The organism is Bradyrhizobium ganzhouense (genome assembly GCF_049949285.1).
In the GTDB taxonomy this organism is placed as follows: Bacteria; Pseudomonadota; Alphaproteobacteria; order Rhizobiales; family Xanthobacteraceae; genus Bradyrhizobium; species Bradyrhizobium ganzhouense.
Map to the genome: position 1 here is coordinate 6488463 of NZ_CP181318.1, position 20030 is coordinate 6508492.

Here is a 20030-nt window from a genome sequence, read left to right on the forward strand (position 1 = left end):
TCCGTCGCTAGCGCAGGTGCCCGCTTTCGAAGTGCTTACGCTCGGCCGCCGTGAGCGGCGGCCTGGCTGCGCTCGCCGGCGTCACCGCAGCGACGACGGCGACGCTCGGGCCCTGCGGCGCCAGCACCAGGACGTCGACACCGTCAGCGTTGACCTGCATCGCATAGTCATGGCCGCTGAGGAGCCGCGCCACCACGCGACGCAACGGTCCATCGAAAACTCCCGTCGTAAGCGTGTCCAGCGCATCGATGGTGCGATAACGCAGATTGAAGTGTTCTTGCAGCGCCGCCAGCACATCATGTAGCGAAGCGTCGTGGACTTCGAGATGCACGGCCTCCGGCCGACCTCCGACCTTCACTTCGGCCGCCGCAGCTTGACCGAAGGCCAGGAGAACGGCAGACGCCATCACGAGGAGCAACGATGGTCGCAGCATCGTCATGCCAGCTCCGCCTCGGGAATCTCGCGCGCCAGGCGTTCGCGCAGCGGCCTCAGCCGATCGGCATGGTGACGCCATTTGCCGACGGAGGAGGCGTAGATCGCGCGGCGCACCTGAACGGCGCTGGCTGTTGCCGAAGGCGCCGGGCTTTCGTGAAAGCGCATCACCCCATCTTCCCAGGGAAGCCCGAGAAACCGGATGATATCACGGCTCGCCGCGGCCTGGTCCCGAACGACGTCCTCGTAGTCGATCTCCATGAGCACGTCCTGCGACAACACGCTGCGCCAGTGCCGCGTCAGCCGGCGATAAGCGAGATAGTAGTCCGCAAGGTCGGTTTGATCATAGGAGAACGCGAATTTGTTGCGGAAGTGCGCCTTGTAGATCGCCCAGCACGCGTCCATCGGATGCCGCTGCACCAGGATGATCTTCGCCGAAGGCAGCGCCGCGTGAATGAGGCCGCAATAAAGATAGTTCTCCAAAGTTTTATCGATGAAACGAACATTGTCCGGCACGCGAAGCGCCGCGGCCTGATCCAGGTAGCGCCTGCCAATACCCTCGAGGTCGCTCCCGCTTGGACGTTCCGCCATGGCGCGGCGCATCTCGGCAGCGAACGCGCTGGTCTCGCCTACCGAATGCATCGCGGAGTGGCTCGCGATAATCCGCTCCACCAGTGTGGTACCGGTGCGTGGCAGGCCGGTAACGAAAACAGGCGCGGCGTTGGCGTAGCCCCGGGGCGCAGCGTCGATCCAGCGTCGCGTATGCGCCTGGATGATCGCGTCGACTTCGCCAATCTCGGCGGCGGGGTCGCGCGGTAGCGACCGGCGCTGCAAATTACAGCCGGCCTCGACATGCGCGAAAGCGCGGTCCCAACGCTCCAGATCCTCGCATTCCTTGCCGAGCGCAAAGCGCAGCATGATTTCGCTCGGCGCCGACAAACGCCCTTCAGCGATCACGGCCTCCATCTCGTCGACATGGTTGCGGTCGCTGCTCTGGATTCGCAGGTCCGAACGCAGGTAGTGGGCCAATCCGTAGCGACGGTCGTACGCAATCGCCGCGTCGCAATGCGCTTCGGCGTCGCCGAGTGCGCCGATCATCCGCTCGGCGGCGGCCAGATTGAACAGATACTGCGGAACGGCGGGCTTCTGGGCAACAGCACGGCGGAATAGCTCTCTCGCCTGCTGTTGCAGCCCGAGCAGGCCAAACATGGCACCGACTGCGTCAAGCGCGTCCGGCTCCTCGCCTGCATGCCTGGCCGCGGCTTCCGTCGCTGCACTGGCCTGACGCGCCTCCCCCTTCACGAAGAGGCATTTTGCACGCAACACCAGCGCAATCGGGTTGATCGGAGCGAGAGCGACGGCACGTTCCGCGCTTACCGTCGCCGCATCGAGGCGATCACGCATCAGCGCCGTCTCCGTCAGCAGCGCCCATGCGCGCCAATCCGACGAATTGCCTGCGAGCACCTTTGCGCAGATCGTTTCGGTGGAGCTTAGATCGCCGCTTGCAAAGGCACGGCGCGCCGCCTCGATCGAAGCGGCGCTGGCGGCATGCTGTCCTGTAGCTTCCACGCGCGTTACTCCATGCGATTAAGACGAGATTGACCCGGCGGCTGGGCAGCCGCCGGGTCATGCTGAAAAAGGCTATCGGCCCCGATCAGTCCTGGTCGTTATCGTTATTGTCGTCGTGACGATCGGCGAAGTTGAAGTTGCCGAAGAGATCGCCGATCGCCGGCCGGTTGACGGGAACGTAGGGATTGTCGTCCGACGCAATCGGATTCGGCAGGGCATCACGCGTCTTGGGTCCGAGCGGCTTGAGGTGCCAGTTGCGTTCGATGAACTTGGTGATCGAGACGTGGTCACCATATTCATGCGACATGTGGCCGCCGCGCGAGTATTTCGAGACGACGAGAAGCGGGATGCGCGTGCCGTCGCCGAAGAAGTCGACCGGCTGGACATAGCCGGAGTCGTAGTAACCGCCGCCCTCGTCCATGGTGATGACGATCGCGGTCGACTTCCACAGCTCCTTGTTGGACTTCACCTTGTCGACGATGTTCTTGGTGAAGGCCTCGAAGATATCGACACGGGACGACGCCGGATGACCGTCGTTGAAGGTGCTCGGCTTGACGAACGACACGGCGGGGAGATTGCCATCGGCGATGGCGTCGTAGAGATCGATCGTGTCCTTCATGTGCGCATCGCGCTGCGCCGCATGGGTCATGACCGAAGCGGAGAACAGGAAGGGATTGCAGATGTTGCAATAGAGGTAGGCGACCGGGTCCAGCGAGCCGAAATTGGCACCCTCTCCGGGGGCCGTCTTGAAGTCATTCCAGCGCTCGCCGAAATAGGCCCAGGACACATCCGCCTGGGTCAGCGCATCGCCGATATGCCGCTGCTTGATGACCGGCGGCAGAGTGAACGGGCCATTGTTGATCGGATCAGTGGCACCGCTGCCGATAAAGGCCGGAACGTAGTTGTTCAGCAGGTAGTAGGCGTTCGGCGCACAACGCGGCGACACATGAATCGCGTTGAGGTAGGTAACGACCGGACCCACGCCAGGCTGGCTGGGATCCGAGCAGTTCGAATAGCTGCCGCCGCCATAGCCGTCGTTGAGGTACCAGTTGTTGGTCCCAGGCGCCGGGTTCGGGTTCTCGACCTCATTGACATATTGCGGCGGATTGGAACCGGGGACAAGCACGTGGTCCGGCTTGGCAGGATCACCCTTGTCGTCGGCATAATAGAGGGCGTCGGCATAGCCGATCATCATGTGATTGGCGAAAGTGCCACCCATCACGCTCTGGTGGAAATTGTCGTTGAGCGTGTACTTGCGCGCAAGCTCGGTCAGATAAGGCGCGTCGCCCTTGGCGACATTGTAGAAGCCGAGCGCGATCGCGCCTTCCTTGAGCGCATGCGGGGTCGGATTACCGTTGCTCCCGGAGGAGACGCTTGATTCGACAAAGGTGAAGAGATCGGCTTGGCAGCCGCTCGGATTGTGGTGTGTGACCTTGGCGACGTCGCAGTCGAGCTCCTGCCACATCTGGTAGAACCGGTGCACCGGGCTGCCGCCATAGGTCTTGTAGAGGCTCGACGGAGTTTCGCCACCCTGCGCCAGGGTCACGAGCGGATAGGGACCGTTCGGCAGACTGTCGGAGTCCAGGATCCGCGTGTCAGGCGAACTGCCCGGCAGGCCGGTCGCACCCGTCGTCAGCAGCGGCAGATCCTGCTGGCGGAGGCCGTAATCCCCTTGCGCCGCGAGTTGGAGCGTGGCGAGACATCCCGGACCATTGAGTGCAGCCTGATCGACGGAGGTGTAGCAGGTTTGCGGCGCATAGGAGGTGCCAGGCGTCTGCACCTTGTTGGTCGTCTGATTATAAGGCGTCTTCGGAGTCGGATTGATCGAGTAGGTATTGTTGACGACGGTCGAGAACTGCGCGGCCTTGGCGTAATTCGGACCGGGCTGGCCGTCCTTGGTGATGATGCCCTTGGAGAGCAGATTGTCGACGCGTTCGTCCGGATGACGCGGCTCATAGGTAGCGAAGACGTGGTCGAAGGTGCGGTTTTCGCCAAGAATGACGATCACATGCTTGATCGGGCTCTCGGTGCGGTCACCGTTCTTGTTGCTACCGCCGAGCATGTTGTCCATCGCATAAACGTCATGTCCCATCAGCGACAGAATCGCGGCTGTCACCAAGGTACGGTCACGCAGACGTCGTGTCGTTTTTGAAAGCATTGCACACCCCTCTCGTCGTTTCCTGAATGCAGAAAGATTGTTTCAACGCATGTCAGGTTAAGAGGCGCGCTTGTCAGACGTGCTGCTCGCCCGTGTCACTTCGGTTACGAGATTATGACGACGAGCAGAGACCTATTGTCGCAACCAGCGGGCGCTTCTGGATTGCCATCAATGGCTTGCCGCGGATTTGGCCGGAAGTTCCAATGCGGCCGGCTCCAGGAGGATCGCGGCTCAGTCGTCCCAGTGGAGCAAGGGCGTTCCGTATGCCCTGCTCCAGACCGACAGGAAGCGCGGAAACCAGGAATGGGCCACCGCGCCCTTGTAGGCCCAGGTGCGATACTTCAGCCCCTGCTCCGAGATCAGTTCCTGATAACCGCCGTGGACTTCGGTCGCGGTGCGGATGTCCTTCAATATCCCTTGCGCGCAGGCGCGGTAGGTATCGCTCCCCGCGAACTCGTCGAAGTCCAGCATGCGGTCCGCGAACTCGACGTTGAACGTCGGCCAGGACGAGCGCCCCTGATAGGCCGGCGCCGCGATCTTGTGGATCATCTTGTTGCGCGGATTATCCGCCGACACCAGGAAGTGGAATGTGCTGGGGATGCGGAAGCGCGGCTCGGCAATGATCAGATCCGTCGTCGCCGCAAACAAGGCGCGCTCGTTCGCATCGCTCATATCCCAGAAGCCGCGATGCACGCTGACGAAATCCAGCGCGACCAGGGACACCGGCGGGCCAGCCGGGCCATCCAGCGAATGCCGGATATAGCCGTCCTTGCCAAACAGGTGGAGCAGGTCCCGCTTGTACTGCCCGAGATCGCGCCCGAGCAGCCGCTTCAGCTCATTCTCGTCGACTACGCCGAGTTGCACGCCCCACACGAAGGTCGTGTAGACGCAGGCATTGGTGACAAAACGCCGGCGTTCGGCGCGAGTGTCCGTTGCCGCAGAGCGAGGTCCGCTGGCATCGCACAGCAAATATCCGGCGCCGTCAGCCTCGAACGGCTCGAGCTCGCTTGCGAGCTTTAGGATCGCGCGCTTCAGATCGCCGCCGTATTCGGCCAGCAACAGACGGCCGGCGTGCGCGCATTGCGACATCGCCAGATAGGACGACGCCCGCTGCTCGGCCGAGAGCATCTGCTGGAGGCCGGCGAGAATGCCGAGCAGCGTATCCGACGGACGCGAGAAATAGTTCACGCCGAGATACCGGCCGCGTCCCGCCGGAACGATGGTCGTCGTGACGACGTCGGCGCGAACCGCCTCCAGCAACAGGCGCACGCTCTTTTCGAGCAGGCGCGCCCGGCGCACCGCGTCCCGCGCATCCATGATGGTCTCGGGGTCGAGGACATCGGGATAGAACCAGGCGAAGTCGCGCGGGTAATAGGCGGAGGCGTGGGGTGCGCCCGTAACGAGGAACGCCTCGGTCACCGAAAAGGCGCTGTCCATCGAGTGCCGGTAAAGATCCTCGATGGCCGACAAGGAATGATGCGACTGTCTCAGGAAACGATCACCGAGAAAATTGACCGCCTGAAGCGCATTCGCGACAAAGGTCGCAGCCTTGCCCTGGTAAAACCGGTTCTCTCGATGGGACGGAAAGGAAATATCGCTGTTCATCTGGGTAGGTCGGCTGATGTCTGGTGATCCGGGTGCTGGGCAGTCGCCATTTTAGCCCTGCCTGATTCGTATCTCTACCCGGTGACTTGCGGGGGCTCAGCCCTCCCGCGGCCTGAAATGCTCGATGACCCGCAGCAAAACGCGCGCGCCGGCATCTGCGTCCGCCAGCTCGACATGCTCGTCCGGATGATGACTGATGCCGCCGCGGCAGCGCACGAAGATCATGCCGACATCGGCGATATCGATCATCGCCATGCCGTCGTGCCCTGCTCCGCTCGGCAACTCGAAGGCGGAAAAACCTTCGGCGGCGATCGCCTGTGCGATCTGCTCCTTCAGCCAGGGCGCGCAAGGTGCAGTGCGGTTCTCATGGGTGACGTCGAGCTGCAGCGCCAGTTGCCGGCGCTTTGCAATCGCCTCGATCTGCCTGACGACATCGGCGACCGCGCGCTTGCGATGCATATCGGTCGGCGCGCGCATGTCGATGGTGAAGGATACTTCGCCCGGAATGACATTGGTCGCGCCGGGCCTCGCCTGGATATAGCCGACGGTGCCAACCAGGCCCCCCGCGTCGGTCCGGCAGAATTGCTCGATCGCGCCAATGCATTCGGCAGCACCACTGAGCGCGTCACGGCGCAGCGCCATCGGCACGGTGCCGGCGTGACCCGCCATCCCGTTGAGCCGCGCCGCCAGCCGTGTCGCACCCGCAATCGCGGTGACGACGCCGACGGGGAGATTCTGCGCTTCCAGCACCGGTCCCTGCTCGATGTGCAATTCAAGATAGGCCAGCAGCTCGCGCCGGGCGCGCGCGGCCGCGCCGATGTGGTCGGGATCGAGGCCAAATTTGACGAGCGCATCGCGCATCGACACGCCGTCGCGGTCGCGCGTGTTCAAGACGCTCTCGTCGAATGTGCCGGCCACCGCGCGGCTGCCGAGCAGGGTCGAGGCGAAGCGCACCCCCTCCTCGTCGGCAAAGCCGACCACCTCGATCGCAAACGGCAGGCGCTTGCCGCGGCGATTGAGGTCGGCGACGCAGGCGATCGCCGTGATCACGCCTAACGGCCCATCCCATTTGCCGGCGTCACGCACCGTGTCGTAATGCGAGCCGAGCATCAGGCAGGGCGATCCCGGCCGCTCGCCCTCGTAGCGTCCGCAAACATTGCCGATCGCATCGAGATGCGCGCTCATGCCGGCCTCACGCATCCAGCCCAGGATGAGGTCCGAGGCGGTGCGCAATTCGTTCGTGAGATAGATGCGGGTGAGCTTGCCGTCTTCTTCCGAGATCGCCGCGAGTTCGTTAATCCGACGCACGATCTCCTCGCCGAGCGATGCATGTTGAACGGCGGTCACGGCAGCCATCTCGGTCAAGCTTTCCATCCTGGAGACCGCGCGGGCGGTCGCAATCCCAATCGATACAAGTTCGGTGCCAGCGAATTCATGCGCCAGACGCCGCTTCAACTCAGCGCGTGGTTAGCATGAATACGGGTGATCGGCCGACCGCCCCAGTCCCATCATGCACACGTGAGAGCCGGTTAAGACTGCTTAACTACCTTGCATACAATAGGACGATACTGCTTATAATTTAATCTGACTATTTCCTGACCAAGATTTCTTGTGCAGATATAATCAATATTTTTCAATGCCTTATATCGAAATGCCCATTCCACAGCCTCTGGCATGAAGCTTGCGACATCCTGTCCCGGGCTCCGCCAGACCGGCGTAGCCGCGAGATTAGGGCGGTCCAGCCGCCAAGGGGAGTAAGCAATGGATTTTGGCAGGATTTCACGACGTCATTTGTTGCAGGGCGGTGCCGCCCTCACCCTCGGCGCGGCGGCCGGCGCCCGCCCAGCCTTCGCGGCCGACACGACCATCGGCTTCATCTATGTCGGCTCGCGCGACGACTACGGCTACAACCAGGCCCACGCGCAGGGCGCGGCGGCGCTGAAGAAGATTCCCGGACTGAAGGTGGTCGAGGAAGAGAAGGTGCCGGAGACCGACGCGGTCGAGAAGACGATCGAGTCCATGATCAATCTCGACGGCGCCACCCTGCTCTTCCCGACCTCGTTCGGTTACTACAATCCGCACATGATCAAGATGGCCACCAAGTACCCGAAGCTGCGCTTCGAGCACTGCGGCGGCCTCTGGACCGACAAGGACCCCAAGAACGCCGGCAGCTATTTCGGCTATATCGACGAAGCCCAGTACATCTCGGGCATCGTCGCGGGCCTGACGTCGAAGAGCGGCAAGCTTGGCTTCGTTGCAGCCAAGCCGATTCCCCAAGTGCTGCGCAACATCAACGCCTTTGCGCTGGGCGCCAAGTCGGTCAATCCGAAGGCCACCACGCAAGTGATCTTCACCGGGGACTGGTCGATGCCGGTCAAGGAAGCCGAAGCCACCAACAGCTTGATCGACCAGGGTGTGGACGTGCTGACCTGTCACGTCGACGGCCCCAAGACCATGGTCGAGAACGCCGCGCGCCGCGGTGCCTTCGTCTGCGGCTATCACACCAACCAGTCGGCGCTGGCGCCCAAGGCATATCTCACCGGCGCAGAGTGGAACTGGGAAGCGCTCTATCCGAAGTTCGTCAAGATGATCGCCGCCGGCGAAAGCATCCCGAATTTCTACCGCGGCGGCCTCAAGGAAGAAATCGTCAAGGTCTCGGCCTATGGCGACTCCGTCTCGGCCGAAGCGCGCAAGGCGGCAGACGAGGCCAAGGCCAAATTCCTGTCCGCTGACGGATTTGCCATCTTCAAGGGCGGGCTGGTCGATAACAAGGGCAAGACGGTCATCGCGGCCGGCACCGATCGCGGCCAGAAGGATCCTGAACTCGAGAAGATGGACTATCTCGTCGAGGGGGTGATCGGAGCGACTTCGTGACAGCGGAAGCGGCGGATTCTGCCGAGGCGGTCGGGACAATGGCCCCGGCCGCCAACCCGGGGTTTCTCCAACGCCACGGCGGCACGATCGAATATATCCTGATCCCGGGCGCGGCGCTTGCCGGCGCGCTCGTGGTGTTCGGCATCTTTGTGATGCTGTTCGGCAAGAACCCGCTCGACCTTTATTTCTACATGTACTACGGCGCCTTCGGCACCTGGTTCTCCTGGCAGAATACGCTGACGCGTGCTGCGCCGCTCATCCTCACCGCGCTCTGTACGGCGCTGCCGGCGCAACTCGGCATGGTCATCATCGGCGGCGAAGGCGCATTGCTGATCGGCGCGCTGTCGGCGACGAGCGCCGCACTGTTGCTTCAGGGCATGCCGCCGCTCGTGGTGCAGATCGCCATGGTCGTCGCCGGCGTCATCGGCGGTGGGTTATGGATCATGCTGGCGGGCGCGCTGCGGCAGTATCGCGGCGTCAACGAGACGATCTCGAGCCTGCTGCTCGTCTACATCGCGCTCGCGATCCTCAATCACCTCGTCGAAGGCATGATGCGGGACCCCGCAAGCCTCAACAAGCCGTCGACCCGCGAGATCGGCGCAGCCAACATGATCGGATCCATTCCCGGCACTGACGTGCATTGGGGCCTCGTCTTCGGCCTGATTGCCGCGATCGCGGCCTACATCCTGATCTATCACACCGTGTTCGGCTTCGCCGCGCGGGTTGCCGGCGGCAACATCCGCGCTGCCAAGATCGTCGGCCTCGGCGTCAGCAAGCTGATCCTGACCATCTGCTTCCTCGCCGGCGGCGCCGCCGGTCTTGCCGGCATGGTCGAGGTTGCCGCCGTACAGGGTCGCACCAACGCCAATCTCGCGGCGGGCTATGGCTTCACCGGCATTCTGGTCGCTTTCCTCGCGCGGCAAAATCCGCTTGCGATCATCCCCGTCGCGATCCTGCTCGGCGGCATCAGCGCGAGCGGCGGCCTGTTGCAGCGTCGCCTGGGATTGCCAGACGCATCCGTGCTGGTGCTCCAGGGCATCATCTTCGTCTTCGTGCTCGCCAGCGATGCGCTCTACGGCCGCATCGGCTTCCTGAAGGGAAAATCCTGAGATGGCAGACGGATCGATCGGACTCTGGACCGTCCCGCTCGCCGTGCTCGGCGGCGCCATTCGCGTCTCGACACCCTTCCTGTTCGTGAGCCTGGGCGAATGCATCACCGAGCGCTCGGGGCGCATCAATCTCGGCCTTGAAGGCACGCTGGTAATGGGCGCGATGAGCGCCTACGGCATCTCCTATCTCACGGGATCGCCGTGGTTAGGGGTACTCGCCGCCGGCATCACCGGCGCGCTGCTTGGCGCGCTGCACGCCGGCATCTGCTCATTGCCGCGCGTCAACGACGTCGCGGTCGGCATCGCGTTGATGCTGTTCGGCACGGGCCTCGCCTTTTATCTCGGCAAGCCGCTGATCGAACCGACCGCACCGCGCCTGCCCGCGATCGATTTCGGCTGGTGGAGCGACATCCCGCAGCTGCGCGCCGCGCTGCGCGTCAACGTGTTGTTCCTGATCGGCGTCGCGCTGGCGCCGATCCTCTATTGGGCCTTCCGCACCACGCGCTGGGGCCTTTTGATCCGCACCGCCGGCGAGAGTTCCGACGCGGCGCGCGCGATGGGCCATTCCGTGCTGCTGATCCGCCTCCGCGCCACCATGGTCGGCGGCTTCCTTGCCGGCATCGGCGGCTCGTTCCTGTCGCTATTCTATCCCGGGAGCTGGAACGAGGGCCTGTCCTCGGGCCAGGGCATCACGGCGGTGGCGCTCGTGATCTTCGCGCGCTGGGATCCTCTGCTCTGCCTGTGGGCCTCGCTCGCCTTCGGCGGTGCCGCGGCGCTCGGACCGGCGCTGCAATCGGTCGGCGTCACCTCCGGCTATCACCTCTTCAACGCAGCGCCCTACATCCTGACGCTGGCGATCATGATCATCACCTGCTCGCCGAAACGTACGCTGACCGGAGCCCCGGCCGAATTGTCGATCACCCGCTAGAGAGCGAAATCATGCCCGAGCGCTATCTCAAGTCCGAGCCCTATGCCTGGCCCTACAATGGCGATCTCCGCCCGCAAAACACTGCGCTCATCATCATCGACATGCAGACCGATTTCTGCGGCATCGGCGGCTATGTCGACAAGATGGGCTATGATCTGTCGCTGACGCGGGCGCCGATCGAGCCGATCAAGAAACTGCTCGCCGCGATGCGTGCCCAAGGGTTTCACATCATCCATACCCGTGAAGGCCATCGCCCCGATCTTTCCGATCTTCCGGCCAACAAGCGCTGGCGCTCGCGCCAGATCGGCGCCGGCATCGGTGATCCCGGCCCGTGCGGCCGCATCCTGGTGCGCGGTGAGCCCGGCTGGGACATCATCGAGGAGCTTAGCCCCCTGCCGGGCGAGCCGATCATCGACAAGCCCGGCAAGGGCTCGTTCTGCGCCACCGACCTCGAATTGATCCTCCGCGTGCGTGGCATCGAGAACATCGTTCTCACAGGCATCACCACCGACGTCTGCGTCCATACCACCATGCGCGAGGCCAACGACCGCGGCTTCGAGTGCGTGCTGCTGCACGATTGCTGCGGCGCGACCGACAAGAGCAACCACGACCATGCACTGAAGATGATCAAGATGCAGGGCGGCGTGTTCGGCGCGGTCTCGACTTCGGATGCCTTCATCGGAGCGATTTCGTGATCATCGGCGAACCGCCTCCGCCATCCGGCGCGTTCGGCGTCGATGCTATCGCCATGACCATGCGGTTCGGCGATTTCCTGGCGCTGGACAATGTCGAGCTGAAGGTACGGCCCGGCTCGTTCCATGCGCTGCTCGGCGAGAACGGCGCCGGCAAGTCGACCCTCGTCAAATGCATCATGGGCTATTACCACGCGACCGAAGGCGACATCCTCGTCGGCGGCCGCGAGCAGGCGATCGCCAATCCGAAGGACGCGCATGCGCTCGGCCTCGGCATGGTCTATCAGCATTTTACGCTGGTGCCGGCCATGACAGTCGCCGAAAACCTCGTGCTGGCGCGCGACGACGTGCCAGCCGTGGTGAACTGGCCGAAGGAGATGAAGGAGCTCGAGGCGTTTCTCGCCCGGATGCCCTTCAAGGTGCCGCTCTCTGCAAAAGTCTCCGACATCTCGGCCGGCGAGCGGCAAAAATGCGAGATCCTGAAGCAGCTCTATCTGAAGCGCCGCTTCCTGATCCTGGATGAACCGACCTCGGTGCTGACGCCGGCCGAAGCCGACGAGGTGCTCGGCATGCTCCGCGACATGGTCGTCAAGGATGAGCTGACCATCCTGATGATCACGCACAAGTTCCGCGAGGTCATGGCCTTCGCCGACGAGGTCACGATCCTGCGCCGCGGCAAGCTCGCAGGCGCCGGCAAGGTCGCCGAGCTGACGCCGGACGCGATGGCGCGCACCATGATCGGCGCCGAGGAGTTGACCATGCAGCCGCCGCGCACAGGCGAAGCCGGACAGGCGCGGCTGGAGCTGGCAAAAGTCCGCGCGCTCGACGATGCCGGCGCCATCGCCGTGCATGACGTTTCGCTGACCGTACGTGCCGGCGAGATCGTCGGCATCGCCGGCGTCTCCGGCAACGGCCAGCGCCAGCTGGTCGAAGTCCTGGCCGGCCAGCGCGAAGCGGAGGATGGCGAAATCCGCGTCGCAGGCGATCCGTATCACGCCAGCCGCGAGGAGATGCGGCGCCACAGGATGTCGCTCCTGCCCGAGGAGCCGCTGAAGAACGCTTGCGTCGGCGGCATGAGCGTCGCCGACAACATCGCCTTCCGCGAGTTCGACCGCGCCCCCTTCGCCAGTGGCGGCTGGTGGCTCAACCGCGGCGCCTTCCGCGACGACGCGAAGAGGAAGATCGGCCAATACAAGATCAAGACCCGCACGCCCGATACGCCGATCTCGGCGCTATCAGGGGGCAACGTGCAGCGCGCCGTGCTCGCGCGCGAGCTTGCGGGCGACGTCGAGGTATTAATCGCAGCCAATCCCTGCTTCGGCCTCGATTTCGCGGCCGTGGCGCAGATCCACGCCGAGATCATGGCTGCGCGCAATCGCGGCGCGGCGGTGCTGCTGGTCAGCGAGGATCTCGACGAATTGCTCGAACTGTCCGACAGGCTGGTGGTGATGTTCCACGGCGAATTCGTGTATGAAGCACGGACCAGCGAGGCTGATCTCACCGAGGTCGGCCGGCACATGGCGGGGCACTGACCGCGGAGGCGCGATGGAAGGCGAGCGCGACGAGCACTTTTTGCGTTTGTCCTTCACGGTCGCCCGCCGCTCCCTCACGCACGGCAACCATCCCTTCGGCTGCATCGTCGTCGATGCCGACGGCAAGGTGCTGATCGAGACCGAGAACGGCTACATGCCGGATCACGACGGCACCGCCCATGCCGAGCGCCTCGCCGCCACGGAAGCATGCCGCACGCTCAGGCGCGACGTGCGGGCGACGGCGACGCTCTATTCCTCCGCCGAGCCCTGCGCGATGTGCGCCGGCGCGATCTACTGGGCCGGCATCGGCCGCGTGGTCTATGGCCTCAGCGAGCACCGCCTGCGCGCCGTGACCGGCAATCACCCGGAGAATCCGACGCTCGACCTGCCCTGTCGTGACGTGTTTGCCAGCGGCCAGAGGCCGACCGAGGTCGTCGGGCCGCTGCTCGAGGACGAGGCCGAAGCGCTGCACGACGGCGTGTGGACGAAGTAGCTCGACTTCGTAGGGTGGGTTAGCGAAGCGTAACCCACCGCTTTTGTCTCTGCGGATAATAGACCGTGGTGGATTACGCCTTCGGCTAATCCACGCTACGCTCGACGCTGCAAACGCCGATGGCGCCGCGCGGGACATGCGCGGCGCCATCGTTGTAGCTTGGAGACCTCAGCCGATCAGAACTTCACAGTGATACCGCCGTAAACCGTGGACTCGTTGCAGCTCTTGGTGCTCTGGCCGGTCGCGGCGACCGTGCAGACGCCGGGCATCGCATTGTGGTCAAGGCCGAACTTGTTCTCCCAGTAACGGTAGGCGACCCAGAGGTCGACGAAGTGCGAGTACTTGTCACCCCAAGCCGCCTTCGAAGCATCGAAGGTCAGGCGGATCGGTTCGCTGTTCAGCTCGGTCTTGGACGCGGTCGAGAACCGGCCGATGCCCGAGAGCGCAGGAAGGCCGTTCGAGTCGCCCTTCGGGCCATACCAGCCGGCACGGCCGCTGATCGACCAGAACTGCATGTTCGGCGGCAGGAACCCGAGGTCCATGTAGTAGTTGATTTCGACAGCCCAGGTCGGGCGGTAGCTGACGTTGCCGTCGGAGTTACAGGTTACGCCGGCGACGCCTGCACCGAACAAGCCGCACTGGGTGAAGGAGTTGTGGTTCGAGAACTCCCAGTACATCAACGGAGCGACGTCGACGTAGCCCTTGTAGGGAAGGTCGAAGGCGAACTGGAGACCGGCGACGACGTCGCGCTTGGCCGGCGCCAGGAAGTTGTTCTCGGTGTTCGCATCCATACCGACTTCGAAGGAGATGTTGTGCAACGGACCCATCGTGAAGGTCTTGGTGTTGAACAACTCATTCCAGCCGAAGGTCGAGCGGAACAGGCCGTAAATCTCGGTCGCGCCGGCGCAGTTGGCGGCGCCACCGGTGATCGTCACACCCGGTGCGGTACAGGGCGAAGCAGGGTCGTTATGCCCCGACTTGAACATCGAGATGGTGAAGAAGTTGGTGCCGTAGGCCCAGAGGTCGAAATGGGTGAAGGAGTAGACCTGCTTGGCGGTGGTGCCGTTGATGCTGCCATCCGGGCGCGTGCTCCACATGCCGGGATCGGTGCCCTTGGGCATCCAGGAGAACGACACGCGGTTATCGATCACCAGGAAGAACGGAAGGTCAGGCGCCTTCTTGGCCGCCTTGACCGGCAGATCCGCAGCGTGAGCCCAGCCACCGATGGCTAGCGTAGCAAGTGACAGCGCCGTTGCTGCAATTGCCTTGAAACGAAACGACATCCTGAATACCCCCAAGCTTGGACACGTAAAAATGAACGTCCATTGCGTGCGACACTTGCGCCTAAGTCCCGAGGTGAGAAGCCTCAACTTTTTTCAAGGCATGCCGTTTGTTTCGGCAGCGCGCAGCGTTTCATTGCGGAGTTTCAAGAGATTTGGTGCCGCACCGTCAGCGGCCGTCGACAACGCCTTGCCGAACATTCCCGTTTGATTCTGTTTGGCTTTTGCGTCGACGCGACAACCCAAGCGCGACTGACGAAAACGACCGTCGTGGTCACGGCGAGATGCATACGAGCGATGGCGCGACTTTGCTCAACTTCACGTCAAGCCTGCATAGCGGGTTCCGATTTGGCTTGAACCGTCACAAATTTGCAACAGCCACCGCCTGCAGCACGCGGCCGCAAGAGCCGTGCAAGGGGCCGTTGAGCACGCCTGATGGCTGGAAACGGCCGCGACTCGCGCGGGCGGCCTCCTGCCGAAGCGTTAAGCAAGGGATGACGCTTTTTCACACCTTACGCGGCGGTTCAAACTAGCCCACTATTGAGGCACTTCATCCCATGCAAGCGCATCAGCGAATGTTAGATCCGACGCCTAACGGCCTGCATTCCGGCGAGTCCCCGTTGCTTCAGACGGTGGGGCTCACCAAACGCTATGGGGATTTCCTCGCCAACGATTCCATCGACATCGATATCTGGCCGAAGGAAATCCACGCCTTGCTCGGCGAGAACGGCGCCGGCAAGTCGACGCTGGTGAAAGCGATCTATGGGCTGATCCAGCCCTCTGCAGGCGAGATCCGCTGGCAGGGCGATCGAATCGTGCTGTCCGGCCCGTCGGAAGCGCGCAGCCGCGGCATCGGCATGGTGTTCCAGCACTTTTCGCTGTTCGACAATCTCACCGTCGCCGAAAACGTCGCGCTCGGCCTCGACGGCAAGGAATCCTTCAAGGACATGTCGGCGCGGCTGGAGCAGGTGTCGAAGACCTATGGCCTGCCGCTCGATCCCAAGCGCGAGGTCTGGCAGCTGTCCGTCGGCGAACGCCAGCGCATCGAGATCGTCCGCGCGCTGATGCAGGACCCGAAATTCCTGATCCTGGACGAGCCGACCGCGGTGCTGACACCGCAAGAGGCCGACCAGCTCTTCATCGTGCTGGAGCGGCTCAAGGCCGAAGGCCGCGCCATCCTCTACATCAGCCACAAGCTCGAAGAGGTAAAGCGGCTCTGCGACACAGCCACGATCCTGCGCGGCGGCAAGAAGATCCAGACCTGCAATCCCCGGCTCGAGACCGCCGCCTCGCTCGCACGCATGATGGTCGGCGGCGAGATCAAGGAGGTGAAGGCGGCCGCCGGCCGGCAGACCACGATCCCGCGGCTGGTCGTCAACGATCTCACGCTCGCGCCCGACGAAGCGCACGGCGTGCGGCTGGAGCACATCTCGTTCGAGCTGAAGGGCGGCGAGATCCTCGGCATCGCCGGCGTCGCCGGCAACGGCCAGGACGAACTGTTCGCGGCGCTGTCTGGCGAGCGCCTGGCGAAGGACCCCGGCACGATCGTGATCGAAGGCATCGCCGCCGGCCACCTCTCGATCACCAAGCGGCGCAAGCTCGGCGCCGCCTTCGTGCCGGAGGAGCGGCTCGGCCACGGCACCGCACCGCGCATGAAGCTGTCGGAGAATGCGCTGCTCACCGGACACGCCGCCAGCGGCATGGTCAGTCACGGCTTCATCGACACCGCCGCGACGCTGAAGACCGTCGACAAGGCGACCGAAACCTTCGACGTGCGCAAGGCCAAGCGCGATCCGGAAGCAGCATCCCTTTCCGGCGGAAACTTGCAAAAATTCATCGTCGGCCGCGAGATCCTGCGCAACCCGGCGGTGCTGGTGGTGAGCCAGCCGACCTGGGGCGTCGATGCCGGTGCTGCCGCCGTCATCCGCCAGGCGTTGCTTGATCTCGCCACCGCTGGCGCCGCGGTGCTGGTGACCAGCCAGGATCTCGACGAGCTCGCCGAAATCGCCGACCGTATCGCTGTGATGTTCCACGGCCGCCTGTCGGAGCCGCTCGCCACGCGCGACGCAACACGCGAAAAGCTCGGCCTGTTGATGGGCGGCAGCAGCCTCGAGCCGAAGGAGGCCGCGCATGCAGTTGGTGCTTGAGAAGCGCGCCGAGCGCTCCAACACGATCGCGCTGGTCTCGCCGCTGATCGCGATCGGCTTGACGATCGTGACCATGACCATCCTGTTCGCGATCCTCGGCAAGAATCCGCTGCTCGCCCTGCAAGCCTATTTCATCGCGCCGCTCACCGACGGCTATTCGCTCCAGGAGATCGCGGTGAAGGCGACACCGCTGGTGATGATCGCGATCGGGCTGTCGCTCTGCTATCTCGCCAACGCCTGGAACATCGGCGCCGAAGGGCAATTCCTGATAGGCGCCGTGGCCGGAAGCTGGATCGCGGTGAAGACGCAGGGCACCGACGCCGGCGCCTGGGTGCTGCCGGCGATGTTCGTGCTCGCCGCAACCGCAGGCGCGCTCTATGCGCTGATCCCGGCGATCTGCAAGGTGAAGTTCGGCGCCAGTGAAATCCTCACCAGCCTGATGCTGGTCTATGTCGCCGACCTCTTCCTCGACTACCTCGTGCGCGGGCCCTGGCGCGATCCACAAGGCTTCAACTTCCCGACCACAGCGGAGTTCGATCCGGTAGCGACCGTTCCGTTGCTGATCGAAGGTGGTCGGCTGCATCTCGGCTCGATCATCGCGCTGCTGGTGGTTGCGGCTGCTGCGATCCTGCTCGGGCGCACTATCAAGGGTTTTGAAATCCGCGTGGTCGGTGCCGCGCCACGCGCGGCGCGTTTCGGCGGCTTCAACGCCAACCAACTCATCATTCTGACCTTCGCGGTATCGGGCGCGCTGGCAGGGCTCGCCGGCATCATCGAGGTCGCCGGCCCCGTCGGGCATCTCCAGCCCGGCATCTCGCCCGGCTACGGCTTCACCGCGATCATCGTCGCCTTCCTCGGCCGGTTGAACCCGATTGGAATATTAATTGCAGGCCTTTTCCTCGCACTGACCTTTATCGGCGGCGAGCAGGCGCAGATCGCAATGAAGATCCCGTTGGACGTCACCAAGGTCTTCCAGGGCATCCTGCTGTTCTACGTACTCGCCTGCGATTCCCTCATTCTCTACCGCTTCAAGCTGGTCTTCCCGAACCGTCAGGTGGCCCGTGGAGCTGGTTGAAGCCATCATCCTGTCGGTGCTCGCCGCCTCGACGCCGCTCCTGATCGCGGCAACCGGCGAGCTCGTGACCGAGCGCTCCGGCGTGCTCAACCTGGGCGTCGAGGGCATGATGATCGTCGGCGCCGCTTGCGGCTTTGGCGGCGCGTGGCTGACCGGCTCCATTCTGATCGGCGCGCTGTTCGGCATCATCGCGGGAACGCTGATGTCGCTGATCTTCGCGCTGATGACGCTCGGACTAGCGGTCAACCAGGTCGCGACGGGGCTGGCGCTGACCATTCTCGGCGTCGGTCTCTCCGGCCTGATCGGGGCCGGTTTCGTCGGTGAGCGCATCACGCCGGCGGCGCATCTCCACATTCCCGGCCTTACCGACGTTCCGCTGATCGGCCGCGTGCTGTTCGGCGAAGACGCCTTCGTCTACTTCTCCATCGCACTCATCATCGGCGTGTGGTGGTTCCTGTATCGCACGCGCGCTGGATTGATCCTGCGTGCCTGCGGCGACAATCATGTCTCCGCGCATGCGCTCGGCTATCCCGTGCTGCGCATTCGCACCCTCGCCGTGATGTTCGGCGGTGCCTGCGCCGGACTTGCGGGAGCCTATCTGCCGCTCGCCTATACGCCCTTCTTCATTCCCGGCATGACCGCAGGCCGCGGCTGGATCGCGCTCGCACTGGTCGTGTTCGCATCCTGGCGCCCGGGTCGACTTGTGGTCGGCGCCTATCTGTTCGGCGCGGTGACGATCCTGCAATTGCACGCGCAAGGCTGGGGCGTCGGCATTCCCTCGCAATTCATGTCGGCACTGCCTTATCTCGCGACCGTCATCGTGCTGGTTCTGCTCTCCCGCGCGCGCACCGGCGGCTCGACCGCGCCGGCCGCGCTCGGCACCGTGTTCGTGCCTGACCGCTAGAGTTTGATTTTCGCGGCGTGCGCGATGGGGCGCACACGTCGCGGATCGTGGCTTTCCCCTGATGTTTGGAGATTGATGATGAGGAAAACACTTCTTGCACTGGCTGCCGGCCTTCTGCTTGCCGGGAGCGTCAGTGCAGCCTCCGCCGCCGACAAGCTGAAAGTCGGCTTCATTTACCTCGGCCCGATCGGCGATCTCGGCTGGACCTATCAGCACGAACTCGCCCGCCAGGCGCTGGTGAAAGAACTCGGCGACAAGATTGAGACAACCTATCTCGAAAACGTGCCCGAGGGTCCCGACGCCGAGCGCGCCATCGAGCAGCTCGTCCGCGCCGGCAACAAGCTGATCTTCACCACGTCGTTCGGCTACATGGATCCGACGCTGAAGGTCGCCAAAAAGTATCCGAACGTGCATTTCGAGCACGCCACCGGCTACAAGCGCGACAAGAACATGTCGACCTATTCGGCCAAATGGTATCAGGGCCGCTACATTCAAGGCCTGATCGCGGCCAAGATGTCGAAGTCCGGCGTGCTCGGCTATATCGGCTCGTTCCCGATTCCGGAAGTCGTCTCCGGCATCAACGCGACGATCCTCGCGGCGCAGACCATCAACCCGAACATCAAGGTCAAGATCATCTGGGCCAACACCTGGTTCGATCCAGGCAAGGAGGCCGACGCCGCCAAGGCGCTGATCGACCAGGGCGCCGATGTCATCATGCAGCACACGGATTCGCCCGCAGCGATGCAGATCGCCAGTGAACGCGGCAAGCTCGCTTTCGGCCAGGACTCCGAGATGATCAAGTTCGGGCCCAAGACCCAGCTGACCTCGATCCTCGACACCTGGGGCTCCTACTACATCGAGCGCGTCAAGGCCGAACTCGACGGCACCTGGAAGTCCGAGGACAGCTGGGGCGGTCTCGACAGCCACATGTTCGCGATGGCGCCGTATACCAACATGCCTGACGACGTGAAGAAGATTGCCGAGGATGCCCAGGCCGCAATCACCACGGGCAAGCTGCACCCGTTCAAGTGCCCGGTCGTTGGGCAGGACGGCAAGGAGATCGAGTGCAAGGGCGGCGCCAATCTCGCCGACGGCCAGATCCTCGGCATGAATTTCTACGTCAAGGGCATCGACGACAAGCTGCCGGGTAAGTAGCACGCTTCTTGCATTGCCTAAATCACCTGCTCCTCCCGGAGGAGGTTCGGAGGGGGTGGCCAGAAGCACCCGGCACT

Annotated in this window: 16 protein-coding genes; 10 read left to right on the top strand and 6 right to left on the bottom strand. The window is 63.6% G+C overall.

Annotation, left to right across the window (positions count from 1 at the left end):
* Nucleotides 1-7 precede the first annotated feature (7 nt).
* The 5 genes from ACLFLU_RS30015 to ACLFLU_RS30035 all read right to left on the bottom strand — a co-directional run bounded on the left by ACLFLU_RS30015 (nt 8) and on the right by ACLFLU_RS30035 (nt 7120).
* Nucleotides 8-439 carry a hypothetical protein gene (locus ACLFLU_RS30015; RefSeq protein WP_426408349.1) on the bottom strand — a complete coding sequence of 144 codons (432 nt, stop codon included), beginning with the start codon at nt 437-439 and terminating at the stop codon, nt 8-10.
* Nucleotides 436-1836, bottom strand: a complete 1401-nt coding sequence (locus ACLFLU_RS30020) for a sulfotransferase (RefSeq protein WP_426408350.1) — start codon at nt 1834-1836, stop codon at nt 436-438. Before ACLFLU_RS30020 ends, ACLFLU_RS30015 begins: the two co-directional genes overlap by 4 nt.
* 250 nt (nt 1837-2086) lie before the next feature.
* Nucleotides 2087-4159 (bottom strand): alkaline phosphatase family protein, encoded by a 2073-nt coding sequence (locus ACLFLU_RS30025; protein WP_426408351.1) that lies wholly within the window; start codon nt 4157-4159, stop codon nt 2087-2089.
* A gap of 231 nt (nt 4160-4390) precedes the next feature.
* Complete coding sequence (locus tag ACLFLU_RS30030; RefSeq protein WP_426408352.1) at nt 4391-5764, bottom strand: hypothetical protein; 1374 nt, start codon at nt 5762-5764, stop codon at nt 4391-4393.
* Between the two features lie 96 nt (nt 5765-5860).
* Complete coding sequence (locus tag ACLFLU_RS30035) at nt 5861-7120, bottom strand: allantoate amidohydrolase (RefSeq protein WP_426414103.1); 1260 nt, start codon at nt 7118-7120, stop codon at nt 5861-5863.
* A gap of 405 nt (nt 7121-7525) precedes the next feature.
* On the opposite strand from ACLFLU_RS30035, the gene ACLFLU_RS30040 reads away from it, so the two are divergent.
* From ACLFLU_RS30040 to ACLFLU_RS30065, 6 genes are read left to right on the top strand one after another with little or no spacing between them, the layout of a single operon-like run.
* Nucleotides 7526-8638: a BMP family ABC transporter substrate-binding protein gene (locus ACLFLU_RS30040; protein WP_426408353.1), complete on the top strand. Its 1113-nt coding sequence runs from the start codon at nt 7526-7528 to the stop codon at nt 8636-8638.
* A complete protein-coding gene (locus tag ACLFLU_RS30045) occupies nt 8635-9747 on the top strand; it encodes an ABC transporter permease (protein ID WP_426408354.1) in 1113 nt (370 codons plus the stop codon). The genes ACLFLU_RS30040 and ACLFLU_RS30045 overlap by 4 nt, the downstream gene beginning before the upstream one ends.
* A 1-nt stretch (nt 9748) precedes the next feature.
* Nucleotides 9749-10675 (top strand): ABC transporter permease, encoded by a 927-nt coding sequence (locus ACLFLU_RS30050; RefSeq protein WP_188096507.1) that lies wholly within the window; start codon nt 9749-9751, stop codon nt 10673-10675.
* 11 nt (nt 10676-10686) lie between these two features.
* Nucleotides 10687-11370 carry a cysteine hydrolase family protein gene (locus ACLFLU_RS30055; protein ID WP_426408355.1) on the top strand — a complete coding sequence of 228 codons (684 nt, stop codon included), beginning with the start codon at nt 10687-10689 and terminating at the stop codon, nt 11368-11370.
* Nucleotides 11367-12899 (top strand): ABC transporter ATP-binding protein, encoded by a 1533-nt coding sequence (locus ACLFLU_RS30060; protein ID WP_426408356.1) that lies wholly within the window; start codon nt 11367-11369, stop codon nt 12897-12899. Before ACLFLU_RS30055 ends, ACLFLU_RS30060 begins: the two co-directional genes overlap by 4 nt.
* 13 nt (nt 12900-12912) lie before the next feature.
* Nucleotides 12913-13392, top strand: a complete 480-nt coding sequence (locus tag ACLFLU_RS30065; protein ID WP_426408357.1) for a nucleoside deaminase — start codon at nt 12913-12915, stop codon at nt 13390-13392.
* Between the two features lie 176 nt (nt 13393-13568).
* Here ACLFLU_RS30065 and ACLFLU_RS30070 read toward each other — a convergent pair whose 3' ends face one another.
* Entirely contained in the window at nt 13569-14675 is a 1107-nt protein-coding gene (locus ACLFLU_RS30070) for a hypothetical protein (protein WP_426408358.1), read from the bottom strand.
* A 572-nt stretch (nt 14676-15247) separates the two neighbouring features.
* Here ACLFLU_RS30070 and ACLFLU_RS30075 point away from each other — a divergent pair.
* The 4 genes from ACLFLU_RS30075 (at nt 15248) to ACLFLU_RS30090 (ending at nt 19953) form a co-directional block, all read left to right on the top strand.
* Nucleotides 15248-16819 carry an ABC transporter ATP-binding protein gene (locus ACLFLU_RS30075; protein ID WP_426408359.1) on the top strand — a complete coding sequence of 524 codons (1572 nt, stop codon included), beginning with the start codon at nt 15248-15250 and terminating at the stop codon, nt 16817-16819.
* Nucleotides 16803-17894: an ABC transporter permease gene (locus tag ACLFLU_RS30080; RefSeq protein ID WP_426408360.1), complete on the top strand. Its 1092-nt coding sequence runs from the start codon at nt 16803-16805 to the stop codon at nt 17892-17894. Before ACLFLU_RS30075 ends, ACLFLU_RS30080 begins: the two co-directional genes overlap by 17 nt.
* Nucleotides 17881-18798, top strand: coding sequence for an ABC transporter permease (locus tag ACLFLU_RS30085; protein WP_426408361.1), 918 nt, complete (start codon nt 17881-17883; stop codon nt 18796-18798). Before ACLFLU_RS30080 ends, ACLFLU_RS30085 begins: the two co-directional genes overlap by 14 nt.
* Before the next feature lie 78 nt (nt 18799-18876).
* Nucleotides 18877-19953, top strand: a complete 1077-nt coding sequence (locus ACLFLU_RS30090; protein WP_426408362.1) for a BMP family ABC transporter substrate-binding protein — start codon at nt 18877-18879, stop codon at nt 19951-19953.
* Nucleotides 19954-20030: the final 77 nt, after the last annotated feature.

Coding starts and splice junctions, on each gene's coding strand:
- ACLFLU_RS30065 (WP_426408357.1), top strand. CDS start 12,913: ATGGAAGGCGAGCGCGACGAGCACTTTTTGCGTTTGTCCTTCACGGTC.
- ACLFLU_RS30015 (WP_426408349.1), bottom strand. CDS start 439: ATGACGATGCTGCGACCATCGTTGCTCCTCGTGATGGCGTCTGCCGTT.
- ACLFLU_RS30055 (WP_426408355.1), top strand. CDS start 10,687: ATGCCCGAGCGCTATCTCAAGTCCGAGCCCTATGCCTGGCCCTACAAT.
- ACLFLU_RS30075 (WP_426408359.1), top strand. CDS start 15,248: ATGTTAGATCCGACGCCTAACGGCCTGCATTCCGGCGAGTCCCCGTTG.
- ACLFLU_RS30040 (WP_426408353.1), top strand. CDS start 7,526: ATGGATTTTGGCAGGATTTCACGACGTCATTTGTTGCAGGGCGGTGCC.
- ACLFLU_RS30080 (WP_426408360.1), top strand. CDS start 16,803: ATGCAGTTGGTGCTTGAGAAGCGCGCCGAGCGCTCCAACACGATCGCG.
- ACLFLU_RS30030 (WP_426408352.1), bottom strand. CDS start 5,764: ATGAACAGCGATATTTCCTTTCCGTCCCATCGAGAGAACCGGTTTTAC.
- ACLFLU_RS30035 (WP_426414103.1), bottom strand. CDS start 7,120: ATGGCTGCCGTGACCGCCGTTCAACATGCATCGCTCGGCGAGGAGATC.
- ACLFLU_RS30050 (WP_188096507.1), top strand. CDS start 9,749: ATGGCAGACGGATCGATCGGACTCTGGACCGTCCCGCTCGCCGTGCTC.
- ACLFLU_RS30025 (WP_426408351.1), bottom strand. CDS start 4,159: ATGCTTTCAAAAACGACACGACGTCTGCGTGACCGTACCTTGGTGACA.
- ACLFLU_RS30020 (WP_426408350.1), bottom strand. CDS start 1,836: ATGCGTGATCGCCTCGATGCGGCGACGGTAAGCGCGGAACGTGCCGTC.
- ACLFLU_RS30070 (WP_426408358.1), bottom strand. CDS start 14,675: ATGTCGTTTCGTTTCAAGGCAATTGCAGCAACGGCGCTGTCACTTGCT.
- ACLFLU_RS30090 (WP_426408362.1), top strand. CDS start 18,877: ATGAGGAAAACACTTCTTGCACTGGCTGCCGGCCTTCTGCTTGCCGGG.